We start from the raw sequence: 20,695 nt of genomic DNA on the forward strand, positions 1-20,695 counted from the left end.
GAGCGCCCGTGCAACGCTCGCGTCGCGCGTTCGCGTACGCGCGAGAACTACCAACTCGACGCCGCATTCGCGCTCAGACGTGTTCGTCCAAGAACGCGCGAATCCGCTCGAACTCCTCGACGAGATTCGAACGCGTCGTCGTGTGGTGGCCCTCGTCCTCGAAGACGAGTTTTTCGACCGGTATACCGCGTTCGCGCACGCGCTCGACGATCTGCTCCGTCTCGCCGACGGGGACGCGCGGGTCGTTCGCGCCGTGTTGGACGAACAGCGGACACTCGACTCGGTCGACGTTGTGAATCGGACTGATGGATTTCAGCAACTCCCGGTTCTCCAGCGACCCGTACTCGGCGCTACGGTGGTCGCGCCGCCACTCGCCGGTGTTCTCCAGAAACGTCTCGAAGTCGGCGATGCCGACGAACTCCACCGCCGCTGCCCAGATGTCGGGATACTCGGTGATAGCCGCGAGCACCATGAACCCGCCGTAGGAGCGACCGTAGGCGACGATTCTGTCGGCGTCGACGGCCTCCTGCTCGTACAGCCAGTCGACGGCCGCTTTGACGTCCTGCACCGAGTCCATCCGCTTCTCTCGGTCGTCGAGGTGGGTGTACGCCTTCCCGTAGCCCGACGACCCGCGGGCGTTCGGTTCCAGTACAGCATACCCCTCGTTGAGGAAGTACTGCTTGGTCGGGTAGAACCACGGCCGCCGCTGGTGTTCGGGGCCGCCGTGGATATCGACGATAACCGGCGTCGAACCGGGTTCGGCGTCCTCAGCTTCGCCGGGGAGCGTCCAGTACGCCGGTATCTCTCTTCCGTCGAAGCTCTCGTACCGAACCGTCTCGGCGCTCCGGAACGTCGACTGCGGGATGCCGACGGTGTCGAGCGGCGTCCAACGGGTGGGTTTGGCGGTCGCCGCGCCGTTGTCGTCGTCCGACGTCAGTTCGCCGACGTAGACGCCGAACGGTTCGGTGTTCTCCGAGAACGTGAACGCGAACCGTTCACCGTCGGGACCTAGCGTCACGTCGGACGCGACGCCTCGCGGGAGGTCGACCGCACCGACGTCGACCGTCGTCTCGTCGACGAGTCCGCCAGCGTACAGTTCCGAGTAGCCGTCGACGTTGCGGCCGTAGACGACGGCCCGAGAGTCGCGGTCGAAGACGAACTCTTCGACGTTCCAGTCGCCGCCGTCACCGCTACCGTCGGCGACGACGTCCACCTCGCCCGATTCGAGGCCGAGTCGTCCAAGATAGCTCGTGTCCGCGTCGTAGTTCGTCACGAGGTAGAGCGACTCGCCGTCGGGACCGAACGCGACGCAGTCGTAGCTGGCTTCCCCGTCTGGGGTGACGACGCGCGCCTGGCCGGATTCGAGGTTCAGAATCGAGAGCTCCTGGTCGTAACTCGCGTGCGCCTCGCGGAGCGCGAGCGACTCGCCGTCGGGCGACCATCCGAGGATTTCGAGCCAGCCGTCGGACTCGAAGACGAGTTCGGCGTCGTCGGGGCCCCCGTTTCGCGCTTGCACGTACACGTCGAACGCCCGTGCGTCGCGGCGGTTCGAGGTGAAGGCGAAGGAGTCGCCCGACGGCGACCAACCGCCCCAGCCGTGTATCGCCTCGGGACGCTCGGTGAGGCCGTAGATAGTGCCGTCGGCGGCGTCGTAGCGGAACAACTGGTCGCGCTCGTCGCTGCCTTGGTCCATCCCGAAGACGAACTCCTCGCGCGTCGGCGACCACTCGATAACGGAGATGCGCTCCTCGAACGCGGTGAGTCGCGTCGGCGGCGCGTTCGCGTCGGCGAGCGTCCATATTTGGGGCGTTCCGGTCGTGTCACGGATGAATGTCAGCCTCTCTCCGTCCGGCGAGAACGCGGGTTGCTGAGCGGCGTCGATGCCGAGGTAGCGGGCGACGGCGTACTGTGGCATGCTTGCAGAGTGGCCGCGGGTCGGATAAGGGTTCAGCATCCGGCGGATGCTTGCCGGGAGTCTGCCGAAGGCGGTGCCGCCCCGTCGTTCGCGCACGTCGCTCGCCGGAAGCCGTGACCTTATCCCCCGACCGACCGAGACTCCGGAGAGAGCGTGTCGAAGCAGAGCGAGAGCCGTATCGATATGACTACCGGCGCGATTTCGCCGAAACTCGTCGCGTTAGCCTGGCCGCTGGTCGCCGGGAACTTGCTCCAGACGTTCTACAATCTGGCGGATATGTTCTGGGTCGGCCGCGTGAGTCCCGAGGCCGTCGCCGCCGTCTCGTTGATGTTTCCGCTGTCGTGGATGTTCGTCTCGACGGCGATGGGTATCACGGCGGCGACCATCGCGCTCGTCTCCCAGCACGTCGGCGCGGGCAACGACCGCGAGGCCGACCACGTCGTCGGCCAGACCATCCTACTCACCCTCGCGGTCGCGACGTTGCTGTCGGCGTTCGGCCTCGCCGTCCAGCGCCCGCTGTTACGCGCGATGGGCGCGACCGGTCCGGTGTTCCCCGATGCGCTCGCGTACATCGAGGTCATCTTCCTCGCGCTGCCGTTCACCTTCTGTTTCTTCGCCTTCCGCGCGGCGCTACAGGGCGCGGGCGACACGAAGACGGCGATGTGGCTCATGGTCGGTTCGGCGGGTCTCAACGTCGTTCTCGACCCCTTCCTCATCCTCGGTTGGTGGGTGTTCCCCGCGATGGGGACGCGCGGCGCGGCGGTTGCGACTTTCATCTCGCGGGCGCTCGTCACCCTCGCCGGGGTGTACATCCTCCTGCGCGGCGACTGGGGCGTCCGCCTCCACGTTCCCGACCTGCGGCCCGACAGACGGGTGCTGAAGAAACTCGTCGACGTCGGCTACCCGGCGACGCTCGACGGCTGGGCGCGCAGTTTCGCCGCCGTCGCGATGGCGACGCTCGTCGCGCAGTTCACCGTCGCTGCCATCGCCGCCTACGGCATCGGTGTCCGCCTCATGTCCGTCTCGTGGACCGTTTCGGGTGCTGTCGGTCAGGCGACGGCGACGGGCGTCGGACAGAACCTCGGCGCGCGGACGCCCGAGCGGGCGGCGGAGGTGACGTGGAAGGCGACCGTCGGCACGATGGGCGTGCTGTTCGCCGCCGCGGCGCTCGTCTTCGCCTTCCCGGACGTGGCGATGCGTCTCTTCGTCGGTGACGCGGCCGTCGTCGACGAGGGCGTCAGGTTCCTCCGCATCATCGCGCCGTTCTGGGCCTTTTTCGGCGGGACGATGGTGATTCAGGGGGCGTTCCGCGGCGCGGGCCAGACGAAGGTGGCGATGGCGCTGTCGTTCCTCTCGCGGTGGATTTTCCGCGTTCCGGTGGCGCTCGTGCTCGCCTTCGCGTGGACGGTGCCGCTTCCCGGCGGGCTGGCCGTTCGCGCGTTCGGCTGGGGCGTCGACGGTCTCTGGTGGGCGTTCGCCGTCGGCGCGACGGCGGCGTTCGTCGTCGCCGTCGTCTGGTTCCAGCGCGGCGGGTGGCAGACGGGTGTTCTGGAGGAGAAAGAGCGACCCGCGGCGGCGGACTGACCCGGTTAGTTCCGCCAGTCACGCACGCGCTTGCTATCTCCGACGTTCACCTTCGAGGGGTTCGCCTTCCGAAGCCAGCGGACGAACATCCGCATCTCTTCGGCCTCTCTGAGTCGCTCCAGTATGTCGTAGTAGTGACGGAGTTCGTGGTGGGTGAACGTCGCGTGGACCTGCCGGTGACACGGCTGACAGAGGTCGACCGTGTCGCTCTCCTTTCGAATTTTTGGGAATTAGGTGGTGCCGCGTCGTCTTCGCGACCGTTCGCTCGCAGCGAGGCGCACTCGGGCATGAGGACGAGGGGTCTAGGGGTCCGGTTGGTTTGAACCCCGCGGCGGTGAAAATGCGGCAGTAGGTCGACGCGGAGCTTACTCGTCCAACCGCTCTCTGAGCATGCCGTTGACGCTGCCGGGGTCGGCGCTGCCGCCGGTCTTCTGCATCACCTGACCGACGAGGAAGTTGAGGGCGCCGCCCTCGCCGCTGTGGTAATCTTCGACGGCGTCGGGGTTCTCCTCGATGGCCTCCTCGACGGCGGTGACGACCGCGTCGTCGTCGGCTTTGCCGAGGCCTTCCTCGTCGATGAGGTCGTCGGGAGCCATCCCGTCGTCGAGCATCCGGCGGAGGACGACCTCCTCGGCGTTCTTCGTCGTGATCTCGTCCTCGGCGACGAGTTCGACGAGGCGGGCGAACTCGTCGAGTCGCCCTTCGACGTCCTCGATTTCCATGTCGCGGTAGTTGAGTTCGCCGAGCAGGTTGTCGGCGACCCACGTCGCCGCGAGGTCGGGGTCGAACGCCTCGGCGACGCGCTCGTAGAAGTCCGCGACTTCTTTCGTCGACGTGAGCTTCGAGGCGGACTCGGCGTCGAGGCCGTACTCCTCGCGGAAGCGCTCGCGCCGCGCGTCGGGCAGTTCCGGGATGTCGATGGTCTCCTTCCACCCGGCGACCTGCAGCGGCGGGAGGTCGGCCTCCGCGAAGTAGCGGTAGTCCTTCTCCTCCTCTTTGGTGCGCATCGACACCGTCGAACCGTGCGCCTCGTTGAAGTGTCGCGTCTCCTGATCGACGGTTTTCCCGCGCTGGACGAGGTTCCGCTGGCGGGACGCCTCGTAGGTGAGCGCCTTCTCCGCGCCCTTGTGACTGGAGATGTTCTTCACCTCGGTGCGGTTGGCGGCTTCGAGCACGTCTTTGGGAATCGAGCCGTCGTCGCGAACCTCGTCGACGGGGACGAGACTCAGATTCGCGTCGATGCGGAGCGACCCGTCGCGCGTGGAGTCGAAGACGCCGAGGTATTCGAGCACTTCCTCCAGTTTCGCGAGGAACGACCGGACCTCCGAGGGACTGCGGAAGTCGGGCCGGGTGACCACCTCCATCAGCGGCGTCCCCGCGCGGTTGTAGTCGACGAGTGTGTAGTCCGCGCGGTCGATGGCGACCGTCCGCGAGTCGAGGGTCCCCGCGCCGTCGCGGACGTGTTTGATGCTGCCGGGGTCCTCTTCGAGGTGAGCGCGGCGGATGCTGACCTCTCGGTGTTCACCCTCGACGGCGAACTCCAGCGTCCCGTCCTGACAGATGGGGGCGTCGTACTGCGTGATCTGGAAGTTCTTCGGCAGGTCGGGGTAGTAGTAGTTCTTCCGGTGGAAGCGCGTCTGCTCGGGGATGTCGGCGTCGAGCGCCTTTCCCACCTTCACGGCGGCCTCGACGGCCCCCTCGTTGAGCACGGGGAGCGCGCCGGGGAGACCGAGACAGGTCGGGCAGGTCCGGGTGTTCGGTCGTTCGTCCTCGGCGGCGTCGGTCGAACAGCCACAGAAAATCTTCGTCGCGGTTTCGAGTTGGACGTGGACCTCCAACCCGATGACGACGGCGAGGTCGCGCTGTTCGAGCGCTTGCGCGGTCATTGAGCGGGCTATGACGGCGGGCGGCTAAATACTAACGCCTCGGCGCTCTCGCGCGTGTCCCCTCGGCGTGTCCGTCGTCGACGAACTCACCGACGACCGGCGGGACGACCCGGCCACGTAGTCACTTCCCTTCGGAATCGAATCCGGGAATTTCGACGGATTCGGGCGCTCTCGACGAACCGTCCGCTCTCCGTCTGACGTACTTTTATGAAGACGGAGGAGCGGTGTATGTCCATGAGTAACCGGGTGGAGGAACTCGAATCCCAAGTGTCGGAGCTGAGAGCCGCAGTCGACGGACTCACCGAAGAACTCGTCGAGACCAAAGAGCGACTGCGGCAGTTGGAGGCGGCGACCGACGCCGAACCGTCGGTCCAGTCGTACGCGGGGTCCGAGGAGGCCGAAGAGACGGCCGCATCCGAGGCCGAATCGGAGGCCGAAGAAGCTAAATCCACCGAGGAGAAGGCTCAAGAAAGCGAGTCCGAATCCGACGAAAGCGACATCATCGTCGCCTGAGCCGTCGGGTCGACTCCCTCCACGAGCAACACATGCACATCAAAGAGCTCGTCCTTGACAACTTCAAGAGTTTCGGGCGCAAAACCCGAATCCCGTTCTACGAGGACTTCACCGTCGTCACGGGGCCGAACGGCTCCGGTAAGTCGAACATCATCGACGGCGTGCTGTTCGCGCTCGGCCTCGCCCGGACGCGCGGCATCCGCGCCGAGAAGCTGACCGACCTCATCTACAACCCCGGTCACGACGGCGGCGAGTTCTCGGGCGGTCCCCGCGAAGCCAGCGTCGAAGTCGTTCTCGACAACAGCGACGGGACGCTCGACCGGTCGCAGGTGACCACCGCCGCCGGGACCGACAGCGTCGGCGAGGTCGACGAGATCACCATCCGCCGTCGGGTGAAGCAGACCGAGGACAACTACTACTCGTACTACTACCTGAACGGTCGGTCGGTGAACCTCTCGGACATCCAGGACCTGCTCTCGCAGGCGGGCGTCGCCCCCGAGGGGTACAACGTCGTCATGCAGGGCGACGTGACCGAGATAATCAACATGACGGCGTTCCAGCGCCGCGCGATCCTCGACGAGATAGCGGGCGTCGCCGAGTTCGACGCGAAGAAGGACGCCGCCTTCGAGGAACTGGAGACGGTCGAAGACCGTATCGGGGAAGCGGACCTCCGCATCGAAGAGAAGGAGGACCGGCTCGACCAACTCGCCGACGAACGCGAGACGGCGCTCCAGTACAAGGAACTCCGCGAGGAGAAAGCGGAGTTCGAGGGCTACCTGAAGGCGGCCGAACTCGAAGACAAACGCGCGGACCTCCAACGAACGACGACGAAAATCGAGTCGAAGGAGGAGACGCTCGCGGACCTGCGCGACGAACTCGACACCCGACAGGGTCGACTCTCGCGGCTCGAAGACGAGCTCGACGAACTCAACCGGGAGGTCGAGCGGAAAGGCGAGGACGAGCAACTCCGCATCAAACGCGAGATAGAGTCGGTCAAGGGCGACATCAGCCGCCTCGAAGGCCAGATAGAGAACGCCGAGGAGCGGAAGGAGACGGCCGAGACCGAGCGAAGACAGGCGTTCGTCGAAATCGACCACAAACAGGAGAAGATCGACGACGTCGCGACGCAGATGCGGCAGGTAAAAGTCGAGAAGGCATCCGTGAAGAGCGACATCGTCGACAAGCGAACGACGCTCGCCGAGATAGAAGACGAGATAGCGAACGTCGACACCGAGTTCGACGAACTCAAAGCCGATCTCGCCGACCGCCGCGAGCGCGTCGAGGAGCTCAAATCCGAGAAAAACGAGAAACAGCGCGAGAAGGACCGCCTGCTCGACGAGGCGCGGCGGCGCTCGAACCGCGTCAGCGAGACGCGCGACGACCTCGAAGCAGCCCACGAGTCGATTCCGGAACTCAAGGCGAAGCTCTCGGAACTGCACAGCGAACTCGACAAGGCGCAGAAGAACGCGTCGAAATCTCAGGAGATCGTCTCGGAGTTCCGCGAGAAGAAGCAGGCGCTACAGGACGAACTGAGCGAGGTCGAAGACGACATCCGCTCGAAGCAGTCCGAGTACGCCGAACTCGAAGCCCGCGCCGGACAGAACGGCGACAACTCCTTCCCACGCTCTGTCACCACCGTCCTCAACGCCGGTATCGACGGCGTTCACGGCGCGGTCGGTCAACTCGGCTCCGTCGCCGGCGAGTACGCCGTCGCCTGTGAGACGGCGGCGGGTGGCCGGCTCGCGAACGTCGTCGTCGACGACGACGGCGTCGGGTCGTCGTGTATCGACTACCTCAAATCCCGGAACGCCGGTCGAGCGACGTTCCTGCCCATCACGAAGATGCAGAACCGTCGCCTGCCGCGGAAGCCGAAGGACCCCGGCGTCGTCGACTTCGCGTACAACCTCGTGGAGTTCGACAGCCGGTACGACAGCGTCTTCTCGTACGTCCTCGGTTCGACGCTCGTCGTCGAGGACATGCAGACCGCCCGTCAGTTCATGGGCGACTACCGGATGGTGACGCTCGACGGCGACCTGGTCGAGAAGAGCGGCGCGATGACCGGCGGCAGCCGCGGCGGGTCGCGCTACTCGTTCTCCAAGTCGGGCGAAGGACGACTCGAACGCGTCGCCAAGGAGATCTCGAAGCTCGAAGACGAGCGGCAGTCGCTCAACTCGGAGATTCGAGAGTTAGAGAGCAAACTCGACGACGCCCGCGAGCGGCAGTCGAACGCCGCCGACAAGGTGCGCGCCATCGAGGGCGACATCGAGCGGGTGGAGAACGACCTCGACGACGCCGAGTCGAAGATAGAGGAGTTGGAGGCGACGCTCGACGAGTTGGAAGCCGAGCGCGACTCCGTCGACGAGGAGATGAGTTCGCTCGACGCCGAAGTCAACGGACTCGACGCCGAAATCGCGGACGTAGAGGCCGACATCGAGGACCTGGAGGCGGAACTCGCCGACTCGAAGATCCCCGAACTGACGAGTCGCGCCGACGACGTCCGCGCGGACATCGACGACCTCGAAGGTCGGATGGACGAGTTGGACAGCCGACTCAACGAACTCCAACTGGAGAAGCAGTACGCCGAGGACGCCGTCTCCGATCTCGAAGAGACAGTCGAGAGCGCCCAAAATCGGAAAGCCGCCGCCGAGGAGAAGATCGCCGAGGCGGAGGCCGCCATCGAGGGGAAAGAGGCGGTTCTGGACGAGAAGCACGAGGCGGTCGAGGAACTCGAAGCGGAACTCGTCGAACTCAAGGAAGAGCGAAACGAACTCCGCGACGAGCTACGGGAGGCGAAGGACGAACGCGACGAGCAGAAGGAGGTCGTATCGCAGGCCGAGTCGCGCCTCGAATCGCTCGAAAGCGCGAAGGAGCGACTCGCGTGGGAGATAGACGAACTCGAAGCCGAGGTCGGAGAGTACGACCCCGAGGAGATTCCCGACCACAAAACCGTAGAGAGGAACGTCGAACGACTCGAAGGCGAGATGGGAGCGCTCGAACCGGTCAACATGCTCGCCATCGACGAGTACGACTCGGTCGAGGCCGACCTCTCGGACCTCCAGGAGCGCCGGGACGTGCTCGTCGAGGAGCGAGACGGCATCCACGAGCGCATCGAGCAGTTCGAGACGCAGAAGAAGCGGACGTTCATGGAGGCGTACGAGGCAATCGACGCCCAGTTCCAGCGCATCTTCAAGCGCCTCTCGGCGGGGTCGGGCGAACTCCACCTCGAAGACCCCGAGGACCCGTTCGAGGGCGGTCTGACGATGAAAGCCCAACCCGCCGACAAGCCGATTCAGCGCCTCGACGCGATGTCGGGCGGCGAGAAGTCGCTGACGGCACTCGCCTTTATCTTCGCGATCCAGCGACACAACCCCGCGCCGTTCTACGCGCTCGACGAGGTGGACGCCTTCCTCGACGCCGCCAACGCCGAGCGCGTCGGCCAGATGGTCGACGACCTGGCGGGCGACGCGCAGTTCGTCGTCGTCTCGCACCGTTCGGCGCTGCTGGAACGCTCCGAGCGCGCCATCGGCGTGACGATGCAGGGCGACAACGTCAGCGCTGTCACCGGCATTCGGTTCGGCGGCGACGGTGCCGGAAGTGGAGCCGACGGTGACGACGACGGCGGCGACGGAGGCCCAGACGACGGCGGGAGTGACGAGGGAGACGCCGGTGAGGGCGACGGTGGTGACGGTGACAGCGACACAGACGAAGGGCTCGCCGCGGAGGTGAGCGCCGATGACTGAGTTCGGCGTCGGAGATGGGGTGGCGGACGACCCCGAGAACGGCGATGGACTCGAAGACGGCGTAGCCGTCGTCGAAGAGACAGCCGACGAGGACGAGGTCGAACCGGTCGAACTCCTCGTCCAGCTCGCCGAAGAGGGCGAGATCGAGCCGTGGGACATCGACATCGTCGCGGTCACCGACGCGTTCCTCGAACGTCTCGACGCGACGGACCTCCGGACGTCGGGGCGGGCGTTGTTCTACGCGAGCGTCCTGCTGCGGATGAAGAGCGACGAACTGCTCGCACCCGAGGAGCCCGAAGCGCCGGAGCCGGAGCCGTGGGAGCTGGCGATGGAAGGCGGCGAGGACGTGGCACCGGGTTTCGACCCCATCGACGCGCTCGAAGACGAGATGGACCGTCGCCTCGAACGCCGGAGCGCACGCGGGTCGCCGGAGACGCTGGACGAACTCGTCCACGAACTCCGCGAGGCCGAGCGCGGGTCGTGGTGGAAACGGTCGCGCGAGTACGACACGACCGCCTCGCCGCGGGGGTTCAGTCGAGGGACGCAGACGCTCGACTACCACGCGGCCGACGACCTGCGGCGCGACGGCGAACCCGGCGAGGACGACGTGACGGGGACGGCCCACGACGAGCACATAGAGACGACCATCGAGACGGTGGAGGCGCACCTCAGCGAGCAGTACGACAGAGGGCGCGACGAAGTGCTGTTCGCGGAACTGAGCGGCGTCGGCGGGCGGCCCGTCGAGACGTACCTCGCGCTGCTGTTTCTGGCGCACCGCAGCGTCGTCACGCTCGAACAGGACGACCTGTTCGGCGACCTCTGGGTGCAGTCGAGAGACGAGGAGGCGGAGAAGACGCCGGCGGTCGCCGACTGAACTCCGGAGCGGGATACTCTGCGACCCTGACGGCGTGAGCGAGACGACCGCCCGAGTCGATTAGCCGAATTCCATGTGTCGGGCGTGTTCGAGCCACTCTTCGAGCGACGCCGAGCGGTAGAACCTGATCTCGTTCTGTCGCACGTCGTAGTCGACGAGTCCTGCCTCGTCAAGGCGCGGTAACTTCGAGTGGTGGACGTCGACGCTGACCTGCTCTCGCGTCGGAGGTTCGTCCGTCTCCGTACCCGCCGCCTCGTACTCCCGCACGGCCTCGACTACGTCTTCGGTTCTGGTTACGTCGCCGTTCATCCCGTAGAGGTAGTAGAGGGCGTAGCGAACGCGAGCGACGCGCAAGAGGTCGAAGATAGTGTCGAGGTCCGCGGTGACCTCCGCGTGCCGTACTAACTGGTGCGCACCCTCACCCACCTCGTTATTCTCGGTCCCACCGCATCCGAATTTATCGTCAGACATTCTACTCATCATACAACGTCCTCGTAGTAAATGTTGGCATTTTCACATGAATAGAATAATTTAAAAATTATAGTAGGCGGTGACAGATTAGAACCCGTGTCGAGGGCGCCCGAGCCGTGTCACCGGTTTAACACCCTTCCAACGGTACCTGGAGCGTCGAACGTTCAGTCGAGGTAGTCGCCGACGAGCAGGTCGACGCGCTCGCGCGTCTGCTCGGGGATGGCGTCGGCGGGCGTGTTGATGGTACCTTCGAGCGCCGTGTGCGCGCCGCACTCGAACTCCTCGGGGAGCGTCCGGATCGCCTCCTCGACGGTACGCTTGATGGCTTCCTGGTTCTTTTCGGCGTTCTCCAGCACCTCTTCGAGCGTCACCTCGTGGTCCCGTTTCCAGACGTCGTAGTCGGTGACGCCCGCGACGGTGGCGTACGCGATCTCGGCTTCGCGGGCGAGTTTCGCCTCCGGCACCGCCGTCATACCGACGACATCCCATCCCTGCGCGCGGTAGAACTCGCTCTCGGCGCGCGTGGAATACTGCGGTCCCTCGATACAGACGTAGGTGCCGCCCTCCTCTACGTCGGCGTCGGTGACGGACTCCGCGGCGGCGGTGAGGTGTGAGACGAGTTCGGGGCTGTACGGCTCGGTGATGGGCTGGTGGACGACGACGCCGTCGCCGAAGAACGTCGACGTGCGGTGTTTCGTGCGGTCGAAGATCTGCCCCGGAACGACGAGCGTCCCCGGTGGAAGCTCTTCCTTCAGGCTGCCGACGGCGTTGGAGGCGAAGATGTACTCGACGCCCAGTTTCTTGAACGCGTAGATGTTCGCGCGGTACGGCAGGTTCGTCGGCGAGCGGCCGTGTTTCGGCCCATGCCGCGGCAGGAACGCCACTTCGTGGCCCGTGTCGACGGCGGTGCCGTCTGTCCGAGACGTCTCCGACGTCTCGCTCTCCCCGAACTCGCCGATGGTGACCGGCGCGCTCGGCTCGCCGTAGGGGGTTTCTATCTCCTCTTCGCGCGTGTTCGACAGCGGCAGCGCCTCGTAGATGCCGCTTCCGCCGATGAAGCCGATGGTCATGGTCGTACTGTCGACGGTACGCACCTAAAGCGTCCGTTTCCGACTCGCCGTCGGTTCGTGCACCAGCGACCACCTCCCGGTCGCCCGTCCTCCGACCGAAAGCGACGGTTCGTACACTTTGCCGCTACCTTCCGGCAATTTCGACTGACCCGTGATACCCACTATCAGGAGATTTGAAGTGGTTCGGCGCGTTTCAGGTGACAGTGACAACGCCCTCCTATGAAAGCGAGTTAACAGACGGCGACCTCGTCAGGCCGATGCTCCGGTTGGCGGTACCGATGGTCGTCATCCAACTCCTCCAAGTGACGTACAACGTGGCGGACACGTTCTGGCTAGGCCTCCTCTCGGCGAACGCCGTGGGCGCGTTGAGCCTCGCGTTTCCGATGATCTTCTTTCTCATCTCCATCGGGGGCGGGTTCACCGCCGCGGGGACGATTCTCGTCGCGCAGTACACCGGCGCCGACAGCGACGGGTCGGCGGACCTCATCGCCGGGCAGACGATATCGTTCGTGACGCTCTTGGCGGTCGTCATCGGCATCTTGGGCTTCTTTCTCACCGACCCGATGCTCTCGCTGTTGCCGACGGACGCCGAGACGGGCGCGGACATCGTCCCGCTCGCGGGCGACTACATGCGCCTGTTCTTCCTCGGGTCGCCGTTTCTGTTCGGCTTCTTCATCTTCTCCTCGTTGATGCGCGGCTACGGCAACACGCGCGTCCCGATGCTGGTGATGGTCGTCAGCGTCGCCATCAACGTCGTGCTCGACCCGCTTCTCATCTTCGGATGGTGGGTGTTTCCCCGGATGGAGATAGAAGGCGCAGCCATCGCAACCATCTTCGCCAGAGCCGTCGCGGCGGCAATCGGGATGTACGTGCTCTTCGGTACCGATGTGGGTCCGGACGTTCGCCTCGAACACCTGCCGCTACGGTTCGACCGCGTCCGCGACATCGTCTCGCTCGGCGTGCCGACGGCGCTCGAACAGTCCTCCAGCGCGCTCGCGATGATTCTGATGACCGGGATGGTCGCGACGTTCCCGCCGGCGGTCGTCGCCGCCTACGGCCTCGGCAACCGCCTCACCTCGCTCGTCTTCCTCCCGGCGATGGGGATGGGGCAGGCCATCGACGCCGTCGTCGGGCAGAATCTCGGCGCGGGCAAACCCGAGCGCGCGGCGCGGGCGGCGAAACTGGCCACGAAAATCGTCACCGTCGCGCTGCTGCCGCTTGCGGTAATCGCCGCCGTCACGCCCGAACCCATCGTCGCCGTCTTTCTCGGCGCGGAGAGCGCGCGGGCGGCGGCGACGGTCGGCTACGCCAGCGACTATCTCCGCATCGCGTCGGTGATGTTCGTCTTCATGGGCGTCCTACAGGTGATGCTCGGGACGTTCCGCGGCGCGGGCAACACGAAGACGGCGCTCGCCATGTCGGCTATCACGCTGTGGGTCGTCCGCCTACCGGCGACGTACGTGCTCGTCTTCGCAGAGGGCTGGGCCGAGACGGGCATTTGGGTCGCCGTCGCCCTCGGCGACGTCGTCGGCGCTATCGTCGCCGTCGCGTGGTTCACCCGCGGGACGTGGAAGAGCGCCGTCGTCGACACCGACGACGGGGAGTCGTCGAGAGACGAGTGTCCCGTCGACCGGACGCCGACCGACGACTAACAGGGAACGTCGCCGTCAGAAAATCGCTTCGAGAATCGCTTCGAGTTCTTCGATATCGTCGGCCAGCGAGACCTGCTGGTTCTCCGGATCGTATTGAATCATCTCGTGCTCCTCTAACTTCGGTAGATGGACATGTCTCATGGTGATTTCGACTCGTTCGAGCTGCTCCTCGGTGACATCGTTCGGCGAATCGACCTCTCGAAGCGCGGTTTCGTACACCAGTATCGGAAGTCTCATCGGAGACTCCACTTCGCGCAGCGTCAATAGAACATATACTCGGCGTTGGCTACTGAGGAGCCCACCCGTCGTTAGGGCCTCTCTCTGTGTTTGTTGTGTCATTTTGATCCCCCTCTTGTCGTTGTTTTATATCTTTTCATCAGGATTTAAAGTGTGAACTCGCTATCAGGAACTTCATACGGTACAATAACTTCAGACGGGAAAACCCCAGTCGTTCACCCAGTTACGGAAAAGGCGTACAAAAACCGGATTGGCGTCCGTAAGGCGGGAGATCGGCTCGCCGTACAGCAGATATGTCTGTCACCCACATCCTCACACGTTATTATATTGATGATTGCGTGAGTCTCAATAGTTTAAGATAGTATCGTACGCAGAGGTTGAATTAGTTCGTGGTTCGAACCTTCGCGTCGGCAATAGTTACCAACTACTGACTCTCGGATCGATATGAGTGACACGCATTGGACAGTGGTGGGGACCCCATCTCAATGCGTGCCGACTGTGGCTATGATGTCGACCGATATGTGCTTTGTGTGATTAACTGAGTGAATTTCTTTGCGAAAGCTTGCGTGCGAATCGCCGCAGAAGAGTTCCCGCGTAATACAAAGGCCTTTGCGGGTGGCTGAAAAAGAGAACAACAACCGTCTTCGAATCCGTTCGGAGGCGATGGTGGGGACCATGAGTTCGGATGACACACAGCAGCAAGCGGTTGGATTGCTCCAACAACTCGGCTTGAAAGAGTACGAGGCGAAATGTTTCGTCGCGCTCTCCCGGTTACCGAAGGGGACGGCCAAGGAGATAAGCGACATCGCGGACACGCCCCGGACCAGGGTGTACGACGCGATTCGGATACTGGAAGCCAAGGGGCTGGTCGAGATTCAACACACCAGCCCACAGCTGTTTAGGGCCGTCTCGCTCGGAGAGGCAACCGAGACGCTACGTCAACAGTACGAGAGCCGCGTCGACGAGCTGTCGACGCTGTTGGAGAACCTCGACCCGGTGGAATCGGACGACGACGACTCGAGCGCCCACGAGGTCTGGGGGCTGTCCGGGACGGGCACCATCGCGGCTCGAACGAACAACCTCATCGAAAACGCGACCAAGGAGGTCGTGTTGATCGTCGGGTCCGAGGGGATGCTGACCGACGCGCTCATCGAGAGTCTGAACGACGCGACCGACCGAGGAGTTCAGGTGGTCGTCGGAACCGTCTCCGAGGACATCCGCGAACGGCTCCAGCAGCGTGTCGCCGACATCAACGTGTTCGTCTCCGAGCTCAAGTGGCTCCACGAGTCCGAAGCGACCGATAGCGACAACGTCGTCAGTATCGAGCGCATCCTCCTCGTGGACCGAAACACGATTCTGATGAGCTCGCTCGACCCGGAGACGAAAAACGAACACGCCGTGTTCGGGCGCGGGTTCGACAACGGACTCGTCGTCCTCACGCGCCGACTGATGGCCTCGGGCATCGTGCCGTCGCATGACCCCGGTCAGGACTGAGACCCCAGCGTCGACGAGAGTCGCGCGACGTTACGCGCTCGCCTCGTCCGTCGTGCTCGATCCACTCGAAATCACGCCGAGCTGTTCCATCATCCCGAGCGCGTGCGGACTGTTGAACTCCTCGATGCAGCGGTCGCCGTCGAATCGAACGACGGAGATGCCCGGCGTCTCGATGGTCTTTCCCGTCGGTGGAATCTCCATACCGCGGACGTGAAGCGTCCCCTCGTGGGTGCCTGTGACACGGTACCGGCAGACGACGCAGTCGTCGGCGACGATGAGGTCGTCGATGTGGACGGTGAGGTCCGACATCGCCTCGCGGTACGAGTCGATGAGCGCCCGGTACTCGTCGACGCCGCGGAACGACTGGTCGAGTTGGTACTGCGTCGAGACGTATCCGTCGGCGAGGACTTCGTCGAGGACGTCGTAGTCGCCTTTGCTCCACGCCTCGTCGGCGACGCGGCGGAACTGTGCCTCCATCTGTGTCTTCGGTTCGGTAGTTGCCATTAGTATCACCAACAATCATTTACAATCGGCGAGGGGATAGAGGTTCGGTACGACCCGACAGAGTGTATCGAGAACTGCCCGTTCGTCAGATTACCGCACCCGACTCCAACACTGCGATGAGAACCGTCAACACCGGAATGCTGACGAGCGTCGTCGAGAAGACGACGGCGCTGACGTACTCCGCCGCCGAGAGGCCGCCGATGGTCACCCCGTCGGAGAACTCGATGACGAGGATGAGCGGCGTTATGGCGGCGGGCATCGCACATTCGAGGACGAACACGCGCGCGACGGTGGGGTCGGCAAAGCCGAGCGCGAGCGCGACGCCGAGACCGACGACGGGCGCGACGGCCATCTTGAGTGCGCTGGCGAGACCGACGCGCGAGAGCGCGGAGCCGTAGTCGGTGTTGGCCAACTGGATACCGAGGATGAGCAGCATCACCGGGATCGAGGAGTCGCCGACGAGCTGTATCGTCTCCATCGCCGCGCTGTCGACGGGTGGAACGATTCCCAGCCACCGCGCCGCGAGAGCGGCGACGACGGCGTAGACGAGCGGGATTCGGAGCGCGCGCTTGAAGCCGTCGAGCCCCGCCGACCCGCCGCTTCGCGAGGCGATGTAGACGCCGACGGTGTAGACGAGCACGCCCTGTACCGCGAGGTAGAGCACCGCCGTACTCCGTCCGGTCGCGCCGAAGGCGAACTCCGACAGCGGGACGCCGTAGTTGCCGGAGTTCGGGAAGGCGCTGACGAGAACGAGCGCGCTCAGGATGGGTTCGGGTTCGCCGAGCAGGCGGCCGATCCCCTCGGCGACGACGATCATCGCGACGGTAAAGACGGTGACGCCCGCGGCGACGCGGACGAGCGTCCCGCCGCCGAGCGTCGTCGTCGCGAGGCTGTGAAAGACGAGCGCCGGCGCGAGCACGTAGAGCGTAATCGTGTTCAGCGGGCCGGGGTCGACGTCCTGCGTCCGGCCGAGCAGAAAGCCGATACCCGCCAACGCGAGAATCGGCAGTATGGCGGTGGCGAAGATAGAGACGAGTGACACGCTCGAAGCCACCCGCGCAGTAATACCAAACGTTTCGGATGCGGCGAGGAGGGCTGATTCGGCGAGCGCCGGAGGCGAGGTACCGTCGTCGGTCGACTACGCGCCAACGCCCTCGTTGTCGATGAGTCGCCACGCGCCCGAGCCGGTGGTCTCGACGAACTCGCGGCGCTCCATCTCCGTCATCACTTCTCGGAGACGGTTCGGCTGGGCGATTTCCATCCCGATTGGGTCGACGTCGTGGAACTCGTCGAGGTAGTGACGCACGTCTTCGAGTTCGAACGTCTCCTCGTCGGCTTTCACCATCACGCCCGAGATGAGGTCGACCATGTCCTCGATGAAGTTCCACGGGTAGACGATCCACGCCCACTCTTCGAGGCTCTCGCCGACGTAGTCCGGTTCGAACTCGCTGGTCTGCAGCAGTTGCAGCGTCGCCGTGCGGACCTCGTCGGCGTCGCGCTCGCGGACGTACTCGTCGGCGCGTTTGATGGAGCCGCCGGTGTCGGCGATGTCGTCGATGATGAGGACGTCCTTGCCTTCGACGCTGCCCTCCGGCATCGGGTAGCGGACCTCGGGTTCGCCCAACTTCTGGGCGGTACCGACGTAGTGTTCCATCTTCAGACTCGTCAGGTCGTCCAGCCCGAGGAAATCACAGAGACACCGACCCGCGAACCACCCGCCGCGGGCGAGTGCGACGACGACGTCCGGTTCGAACGCCGACTGTTTCACGTCGTCGCTCACGTCGCGGCAGAGTCCGTAGATGTACTCCCAGTTGGTGATGGTGCACTTGAACTCGTCGGGGAGGTCGCTCATTTCCGACTGTGGTTCGACCACGCCCGCACATAAGGGTTTACAGGTCGTCTCGTCGGCGTATCCGGTGTCGTCCGCGTCGCCGACGGCGGAGCGCGACCGCGTCCGCGACGGGTGTCGGCGCGTCGCCAGCTACATCCCGTCTGCGACGAAAAGTGAGTCGTGAACGACGAACCGACCTTCCGCGAAGTACAGCGGTTCCGCCAGCGCTGGCTCTGGCTGTTCCTCGGGATTGTGCTCGCGTTTTCCTTACTGCTCGGCCCCGTTTCGATAGTCGGATTTGCCGTCGCCGCCGCGGGAGCGTCGTTGCTCTACAACGCCCGACTGGAGACCGAAGTACGAGCCGACGGCATCTACGTCCAGTTCGCCCCCTTCCACCGCTCGCCGCGTCGAATCAGGTGGGAGGAGATAGTGTCGGCGGAGGCGACGGAGTACAGTCCCATCGGCGAGTTCGGCGGGTGGGGGCTCCGGTGGCGACCCGGTGTGGTCGCCTACTCGGTCAGCGGGAGCGAGGGCGTCCGCATCGAACGGACCGACGACCGAGATGTCGTCGTCGGGTCACAGCGCGCCGCGGAGTTCGCCGAGGCCATCGACCGCACACGTCGGCAGTAAGTCGGCGGTACTCGGCTTCGACTCAGCGGACCGTCCCCGCGCCGAGGCGGGCGAAGCCGAGCGCGTGCGTCGAGTACGTCGCGTCGTCGCACCGCTCGCGGAGCGCCCGTTGGGCGGCGACGACACGGCGGTCCAGCAGGTCGGTCGCCGCGCCGAGGTCCGCTGGTCGCTTCGACGGCATCCCCGCGAGCACGAGACCGTGAAACAGCGCGTTCAGCGGACGGGCTTCGGGGCGTGTACTCCGCGCTAAATCCAGCAACGCGAGACGCCCGCCCGGCCCGACGAGGCCGGCCCAGCCGTCGACGACGGCGGCGGGGTCGGCGAGCATCCCCGAGACGAACGAGGCGACGACGGCGTCGGCCTCCCTCACAGGCGGTTTCGTCGCGTCCGCGCGGACGACGTGGACGTTCGCCCACCCCTCCTGAGCGACCCGCTCGCGGGCGACGGCGAGCATCCCCGGCGAGAAGTCGACGCCGACGAGGGTGCCCGAGGAACCGACGCGCTCGCGGAGGTACGCGAAGTTCGCGCCCGTCCCACAGCCCATCTCGACGACGGTGTCACCCGGGTCGGGGTCGAGCGCCGCCGCGGTGCGCTCGCGGAGCGTCGAGACGCCGGGACCGTACGTCGCCAGCGCGTCGTACACCCGCGCCCAGCGGCTGTAGAACGCCTGGGCGGTCGCGACCCCGGACGACGACGCGCCGGTCGCGACCGCGTCCGCGGCGGCGTCACGGTCGGTCATCGCAACAGCTCTCGGACCGTACTGGCGACGGTCGTCGCGTCGGGACCGAGCACGTAGGTGATGGGTTCGATACCGTAGCTCCCCGTCTGGTAGAGCACGAACGTCTCGCCGATGTCCAGTCCGTCGAGCGCGGCGGCGACGGCGTCGGTCGGCGCGTCGGGGTCGAACTCGACGGTCCGGTAGCCCGCCTCTTCGAGCGACGCGACGATGTCGGGGTCGTAGCGCACGTTGACGGCGGCGCGGACCGGCGCGCCCGCCTTCCGAGCCGAGAGGAGGACGGAGGCGACGTGGCCGCTTGCGCCGAACTCGGGGTCGCCCGCGACGGTGGCGCGACCTTTCACGTCGAAGATGCGACCCGGGACCGCGGCGACGTCCTCTATCTCCTCGGCGTCGGGCAGACACTCGGCGAGGTTCGAGCCGACGTGCGGGATGAGACCCGCGAAGCCGCTGGCGTTCGTGAGCGTCCGCAGGCCGCGTCGGACCGACGAGAGCACGCGTTCGGTGGCTCTGAGCGCGCTGTCGGGGTCGTGAACGTCGAACTCGCCATCGAACTCGGCGAGTTCGGGCATCGCCGCCTCGTGGAGCTCCGCGAGCAGGTCGCCGTCTTCGAGGTGGCGGATGAACACCTCGGTCTCGACGAGCGCCTGTAGCTGGCTCATCTCGCCGGTCGCCAACCCCTCGGCGACGCGATCGACGAGTTCGCGGACGCGCTCGTCGGCTTCGACGGTCTCGTTGCGGGCGACCCGGCCGTGGGCGTACTTCGAGACGGCGCTCTGGCTCACGCCGAGCGCCTCGGCGACTTCCTGTTGGGTGAACTCTCTGTCTCTGAGTTCCGCTGCGAGCATCGACCGGAACGTCGGGAGGAACTCCTCGACGACGACTTCCTCGACGAACTTCATCGCTCGCCGTGGAACTCGGGGTCGTCGCCCAGCCGCGACGCCTGCGGGCCGCGCTGGCCCTGATACTTCGATCCGCGTTCGACGCCGTAGGGGCGCTCGGCGCGCGTCTTCAGTTCGGTGAAGATGAGTTGGGAGACGCGCATCCCCGGCGTGAGCGCGACCGGTGCGGTGCCGAGATTCGACAGTTCGAGCGTTATCTGGCCCTCGTACCCCGGATCCACGATACCGGCGGTCGCGTGGATGACGATGGCGAGCCGGCCGAGCGACGAGCGACCCTCGACCGTGGCGATGAGGTCCGGCGGAATCTCGACGCGCTCTTTCGTCGTGCCGAGCACGAAGTCGCCCGGGTGGAGGATGAACTCGTCGCCCTCGTCGACATGGGTCTCGGAGACGTACTGGCCGATCTCCTCCTCCCTGTTGGGGTGGATACAGGAGATGTTCGTCCGCTGGAACTCCAGGAACTCCTCGCCGAGTCGGAGGTCGATGCTCGCCGGTTGCACCTGCATATCGAGGTCGTCGAGGGGGTCGACGACGAGGTCGCCGACCTCCAGTCGTTCGAGGAGGTCCACGTCCGAGAGTATCATACTGGGGTGGGCGTGGGCCACCACGTAAAGTCTCCCGGTCGCCTCGGACGCCTCCGCTCGCGTCGACCGTCC

The 20,695-nt window shown here is 65.3% G+C and carries 17 protein-coding genes and 1 pseudogene; 7 read left to right on the forward strand and 11 right to left on the reverse strand.

The genetic code is table 11. The features are described 5' to 3' along the window. Positions 1-73: 73 nt before the first annotated feature. A complete protein-coding gene (locus tag LAQ74_RS10920) occupies positions 74-1,915 on the reverse strand; it encodes a S9 family peptidase (protein WP_224332580.1) in 1,842 nt (613 codons plus the stop codon). A 183-nt stretch (positions 1,916-2,098) separates the two neighbouring features. On the opposite strand from LAQ74_RS10920, the gene LAQ74_RS10925 reads away from it, so the two are divergent. Then, positions 2,099-3,499 carry an MATE family efflux transporter gene (locus LAQ74_RS10925; protein ID WP_224332581.1) on the forward strand — a complete coding sequence of 467 codons (1,401 nt, stop codon included), beginning with the start codon at positions 2,099-2,101 and terminating at the stop codon, positions 3,497-3,499. A 365-nt stretch (positions 3,500-3,864) separates the two neighbouring features. On the opposite strand, the gene gatB is transcribed toward LAQ74_RS10925, so the two are convergent. Further along, complete coding sequence (gene gatB / locus LAQ74_RS10930; protein WP_224332582.1) at positions 3,865-5,385, reverse strand: Asp-tRNA(Asn)/Glu-tRNA(Gln) amidotransferase subunit GatB; 1,521 nt, start codon at positions 5,383-5,385, stop codon at positions 3,865-3,867. A 234-nt stretch (positions 5,386-5,619) separates the two neighbouring features. Between gatB and LAQ74_RS10935 the strand changes: the two genes are divergently transcribed. From LAQ74_RS10935 to LAQ74_RS10945, 3 genes and pseudogenes are all read left to right on the forward strand, one after another. Then, positions 5,620-5,898 (forward strand): DUF7518 family protein, encoded by a 279-nt coding sequence (locus LAQ74_RS10935; RefSeq protein ID WP_224332583.1) that lies wholly within the window; start codon positions 5,620-5,622, stop codon positions 5,896-5,898. 32 nt (positions 5,899-5,930) lie between these two features. Next, positions 5,931-9,638, forward strand: a complete 3,708-nt coding sequence (gene smc, locus LAQ74_RS10940; protein WP_224332584.1) for a chromosome segregation protein SMC — start codon at positions 5,931-5,933, stop codon at positions 9,636-9,638. Between the two features lie 10 nt (positions 9,639-9,648). Further along, a pseudogene (locus tag LAQ74_RS10945) lies at positions 9,649-10,512 on the forward strand (segregation/condensation protein A); the annotation flags it as partial. Between the two features lie 60 nt (positions 10,513-10,572). Here LAQ74_RS10945 and LAQ74_RS10950 read toward each other — a convergent pair. Together LAQ74_RS10950 and mtnP are read right to left on the reverse strand one after the other, a co-directional pair. Further along, complete coding sequence (locus LAQ74_RS10950) at positions 10,573-10,983, reverse strand: DUF7344 domain-containing protein (protein ID WP_224332585.1); 411 nt, start codon at positions 10,981-10,983, stop codon at positions 10,573-10,575. Between the two features lie 164 nt (positions 10,984-11,147). Next, positions 11,148-12,053, reverse strand: coding sequence for an S-methyl-5'-thioadenosine phosphorylase (gene mtnP, locus LAQ74_RS10955; RefSeq protein WP_224332586.1), 906 nt, complete (start codon positions 12,051-12,053; stop codon positions 11,148-11,150). 257 nt (positions 12,054-12,310) lie between these two features. Between mtnP and LAQ74_RS10960 the strand changes: the two genes are divergently transcribed. Further along, positions 12,311-13,705: an MATE family efflux transporter gene (locus LAQ74_RS10960; RefSeq protein ID WP_224337242.1), complete on the forward strand. Its 1,395-nt coding sequence runs from the start codon at positions 12,311-12,313 to the stop codon at positions 13,703-13,705. Between the two features lie 15 nt (positions 13,706-13,720). On the opposite strand, the gene LAQ74_RS10965 is transcribed toward LAQ74_RS10960, so the two are convergent. After that, positions 13,721-14,044 carry a DUF7344 domain-containing protein gene (locus LAQ74_RS10965; RefSeq protein WP_224332587.1) on the reverse strand — a complete coding sequence of 108 codons (324 nt, stop codon included), beginning with the start codon at positions 14,042-14,044 and terminating at the stop codon, positions 13,721-13,723. Between the two features lie 573 nt (positions 14,045-14,617). Between LAQ74_RS10965 and LAQ74_RS10970 the strand changes: the two genes are divergently transcribed. Further along, entirely contained in the window at positions 14,618-15,436 is an 819-nt protein-coding gene (locus LAQ74_RS10970) for a TrmB family transcriptional regulator (RefSeq protein WP_224332588.1), read from the forward strand. A gap of 30 nt (positions 15,437-15,466) precedes the next feature. On the opposite strand, the gene LAQ74_RS10975 is transcribed toward LAQ74_RS10970, so the two are convergent. From LAQ74_RS10975 to LAQ74_RS10985, 3 genes are all read right to left on the reverse strand, one after another. Next, entirely contained in the window at positions 15,467-15,940 is a 474-nt protein-coding gene (locus LAQ74_RS10975) for an ester cyclase (RefSeq protein WP_224332589.1), read from the reverse strand. Between the two features lie 85 nt (positions 15,941-16,025). Further along, on the reverse strand, positions 16,026-16,982 hold the full coding sequence (locus LAQ74_RS10980) for an AEC family transporter (RefSeq protein ID WP_224332590.1): 957 nt from the start codon (positions 16,980-16,982) through the stop codon (positions 16,026-16,028). A 96-nt stretch (positions 16,983-17,078) separates the two neighbouring features. Further along, positions 17,079-17,792 carry a phosphoribosyltransferase gene (locus tag LAQ74_RS10985; RefSeq protein WP_224332591.1) on the reverse strand — a complete coding sequence of 238 codons (714 nt, stop codon included), beginning with the start codon at positions 17,790-17,792 and terminating at the stop codon, positions 17,079-17,081. A 159-nt stretch (positions 17,793-17,951) separates the two neighbouring features. Here LAQ74_RS10985 and LAQ74_RS10990 point away from each other — a divergent pair, with 159 nt between their 5' ends. After that, complete coding sequence (locus LAQ74_RS10990) at positions 17,952-18,401, forward strand: hypothetical protein (protein ID WP_224332592.1); 450 nt, start codon at positions 17,952-17,954, stop codon at positions 18,399-18,401. Positions 18,402-18,423: 22 nt separating this feature from the next. On the opposite strand, the gene LAQ74_RS10995 is transcribed toward LAQ74_RS10990, so the two are convergent. The 3 genes from LAQ74_RS10995 to dcd are packed head-to-tail and all read right to left on the reverse strand — an operon-like array spanning position 18,424 to position 20,623. Further along, the gene (locus LAQ74_RS10995; RefSeq protein WP_224332593.1) at positions 18,424-19,140 is read right to left on the reverse strand and encodes a class I SAM-dependent methyltransferase; all 717 of its coding nucleotides are present in this window, start codon (positions 19,138-19,140) and stop codon (positions 18,424-18,426) included. Continuing rightward, complete coding sequence (locus LAQ74_RS11000) at positions 19,137-20,039, reverse strand: thiamine-phosphate synthase family protein (RefSeq protein ID WP_224332594.1); 903 nt, start codon at positions 20,037-20,039, stop codon at positions 19,137-19,139. Before LAQ74_RS11000 ends, LAQ74_RS10995 begins: the two co-directional genes overlap by 4 nt. Continuing rightward, positions 20,036-20,623, reverse strand: coding sequence for a dCTP deaminase (dcd, locus tag LAQ74_RS11005; protein WP_224332595.1), 588 nt, complete (start codon positions 20,621-20,623; stop codon positions 20,036-20,038). Before dcd ends, LAQ74_RS11000 begins: the two co-directional genes overlap by 4 nt. Positions 20,624-20,695: the final 72 nt, after the last annotated feature.

The sequence above is a fragment of the Haloprofundus halobius genome (genome assembly GCF_020097835.1).
GTDB lineage: Archaea > Halobacteriota > Halobacteria > Halobacteriales > Haloferacaceae > Haloprofundus > Haloprofundus halobius.